General features: G+C 68.3%; 4 protein-coding genes. 1 reads left to right on the top strand and 3 read right to left on the bottom strand.

Features of this window, described 5'->3' with window-relative positions:
- Both VJ307_00445 and VJ307_00440 read right to left on the bottom strand, forming a co-directional pair.
- A partial coding sequence (locus VJ307_00445) for a pyridoxal phosphate-dependent aminotransferase (GenBank protein ID HJX72593.1) occupies window positions 1–1,121 on the bottom strand: 1,121 nt, incomplete at its 3' end.
- A gap of 1 nt (window position 1,122) precedes the next feature.
- A complete protein-coding gene (locus VJ307_00440) occupies window positions 1,123–1,956 on the bottom strand; it encodes a metallophosphoesterase (GenBank protein HJX72592.1) in 834 nt (277 codons plus the stop codon).
- A gap of 299 nt (window positions 1,957–2,255) precedes the next feature.
- Here VJ307_00440 and VJ307_00435 point away from each other — a divergent pair, with 299 nt between their 5' ends.
- A complete protein-coding gene (locus VJ307_00435) occupies window positions 2,256–2,690 on the top strand; it encodes a hypothetical protein (protein ID HJX72591.1) in 435 nt (144 codons plus the stop codon).
- Between the two features lie 16 nt (window positions 2,691–2,706).
- On the opposite strand, the gene VJ307_00430 is transcribed toward VJ307_00435, so the two are convergent.
- The coding region (locus VJ307_00430) for a hypothetical protein (GenBank protein HJX72590.1) at window positions 2,707–2,890 on the bottom strand (184 nt) is incomplete at its 5' end.

Below are 2,890 nucleotides of genomic sequence, written 5' to 3'. Positions count from 1 at the left end.
GGGAGATTCCCGTACGAGATCCGCAGGGAGCACCCCTTCCCGATCCCGAACGTCCCTCCGGGGATGACGGCGACCCGGTGCTCCCGGATCAGCCGCTCGGCGAGGGTGAGATCGTCCATGAAGGTGCGCACCTTCACGAGGAAGTAGAACGCCCCCCGCGAGGGGGGGACCGTCAACAGGTCGGGGATGCGCGAAAACGCGGCGAGCATCCGCTCCCGCACCCTCGCGATGGCGGGGAGCCGGCGCAGGCAGAAGGAACGCCCGGCGGCAAGCGCACCCAGTGCCACGGCCTGGGAGACGGCGGGGGCGCAGATGATCACCGTGTCCTGGATCTTCATCATGTCGTCGAAGAGATGTTCGGGGACCACGAGGAACCCCACGCGCCAGCTCGCCATCCCGTACGACTTCGACATGCTGAAGAGTGAGATCGTGTGTTCCACGCCGGAGGATCCTGGGGAGTAGTGCGTGGCCCCGTCGTAGGTGAAGTACTCGTACGCCTCGTCGCTTATGTGGTAGATCCCCCGGGCGGCGCAAAGCCGGTTGATCGCCCGCAGCGCATCGGGAGGGTACACGACCCCCGCCGGGTTGTTCGGTGACACCGTCACGACGGCGCGGGTCCTGGCCGTCATGGCCGCCTCGATCGCCGCGAGGCGCGGCTGATAGTTCCGGTCCGTCGGGACGCAGACGGCCCGGCAGCCCGCAAGCCGGACCGCCATCTCGTGGTTGAAGTAGTAGGGGGAGAGCAGGATCACCTCGTCGCCGGGGTCGCACAGGCACAGCAGGGCATTGAGGAAGCCCTGGTTCGCGCCGGCGGTGACGAAGATCCTGCGGCCTCCGGGGGCGTCGATCCCGTTCTCGGCGCGAAGCTTCTCCTCGAAGGCTTTTCGCAGGGAGGGGAGCCCGGCGTCGGGGACGTACTTGTGATGCGTGGCGTTTTTCAGGAAAGCGGGGATTTCCCCGAGCGCCGCCGGGGGAGGACCGTAGTGGACGACTCCCTGGCCGAGGGAGATCGTGCCGGGTGTCCCCGCGATCCACCCCGCCACCGTCGGGATGATCGGCATCTGGACCCGTTCGGCGCGCCTCGACGCCGCCAGGGTCCGGGACTTGCGCGCCCCCCGCATGTCAGTCGACCACGATGACGCGCATGTCGAACTTCCTCTCCTCGAGGTTTCCCACGACGACGCTTAAGCCCCGGGCCGACTGGCCCGGCTGGAGGCACACCGTTTTTCCCACCCGGCTCATCCAGACGCCGCTTTCCTCGGGGGACTCGTGGATGTGGCCGTGGAGGGAAAGAAGCGGCTGGACCGTCTCGAGGAAGCGCGTGGTGGCGGGGGAGCCCACCGGTTTTCCTCCCCGCACAACGTCCAGACCCAGCCCCGCGGGCGGGCCGTGGATCACGTAGACGGCGCGGGCCGGGTCTTCCGGCGCCGGAAGGGCGGCCAGTTCCTCCTCGATCGTGGGCAGCGCGCGTGCGTAGGCCTCCCAGTCCGGGATCTCCTCCCACCCGCCGGGCCGGGAAAGGATCGCGCCGCCGAACTGCTCCGGGAAAGCGAACTCCCCCGAGTCCCTCCGCGCCCGGTCCTTGAGCCGGAAGGGGAAATCGGTCACCAGGTTGAAGCCGATGAACTCGTACGGGCCCGCCGGGACCTTGCGGCCGGCCAGGTTTTCCACCAGGGAGTACCGCGAGCAGATCGCGTCGAACTGCGCGTCGTGCGCGCGGAGGTCGTCGTTCGCGGGGATTCCGAAATACCGGATCCCCGCCGCCTGGTATCTCGCCAGGTGCGCGTCGAGGAATTCGCGAAGGAACGCCGCCTGGTCCTCCTGCATCCGCCCGTGGGGGAACATGTCGCCGCCGTTGACGACCAGCCAGGCGCCGGTTTCGAGCGCCAGGGAGAGGGTCCGCTCGTACTTCGGCCGGTTTCCGTGGAGGTCCGTAACGTACAGGAAGGGCCCCATGGATACTGATTATAGTCGAGGGGCCGGAATCTTCCCCCCGCAAAGGAGGGAGGTCGGCCGGGGAATTCCGGAATGCGCGTTCTTCTCGTTTCCGCCAACCGGGAGCAGTTTCCGGAACCGGTGTTCCCGCTAGTGTACCGTCTCGTAAATAGCTTGACGCACCGAGAGCGTCGATGCGCCGCGCCTTGGCGAAGGCGCGCGACTGAGGATGGCGGGGGACACTCCCACCGGGGACATTCCTGATTCATCTCCGGGATGCGGGAGAGGAGTGTCCCCGCCCATCAGGAGTGTCCCCCTCGTTGCAAGAAGCGCGGACTCCGCGGGAGCGAGGGGCCTGTCCCCGGAAGGCGCGGATCGATTTCTGCCACTACCTCCTCTTCGGGGGGTCGGGGGAGACCCGGGAAACCGTGGCGGAGACGGTCCGGCTGTGGGACTTGACCGCTCCGAATGCGGTCGTGGCGATGACGGGCCTGCGCATCTATCCCCGCACGGCTCTCCACCGGATCGCCGTTCGGGAGGGCATCCTCTCCCCGGACGATTCGCTGCTCGGGCCCCGCCACTATTTCCCGGGGGGCGACCCTTCGTGGGTTCTCGCGCAAGGAAGAGACGCCGCAGCGCGCAGGAGAAACTGGTTTCTTCCCGGCCGACGCGACTGGAGCAGGGGGCTTGCCCTCCGCCTCCTTCGCCTGATGCACCCCGTGGGGCCTCTCTGGAGGACGTTCCGGCAGCCCTGAGATTGTGCGGAGACCGTCAGCCGCCCGATTTCGGAAGGGGGTCGGCCGCGGGGGCGTCCCTTTCCGCCGTGTTGGGCGGCGGCGCACGTTCGATGTCGATGACCGTCACCTCCGGCGGGGAGAGGAACCGCATCGGAGGCCCCCAGGTCCCCGTCCCGCGGCTGGTGTAGAGGTAGGCGCCGCCCAGGGGGAACAGCCCC

The organism is Candidatus Deferrimicrobiaceae bacterium (assembly GCA_035256765.1).
Taxonomy (GTDB): Bacteria; Desulfobacterota; Deferrimicrobia; order Deferrimicrobiales; family Deferrimicrobiaceae; genus CSP1-8.
The sequence above is the reverse complement of the archived record's forward strand: the minus strand, read 5'-3'. Positions and strand labels throughout refer to the sequence as shown.

Coding starts and splice junctions, on each gene's coding strand:
- VJ307_00440 (HJX72592.1), bottom strand. CDS start 1,956: ATGGGGCCCTTCCTGTACGTTACGGACCTCCACGGAAACCGGCCGAAG.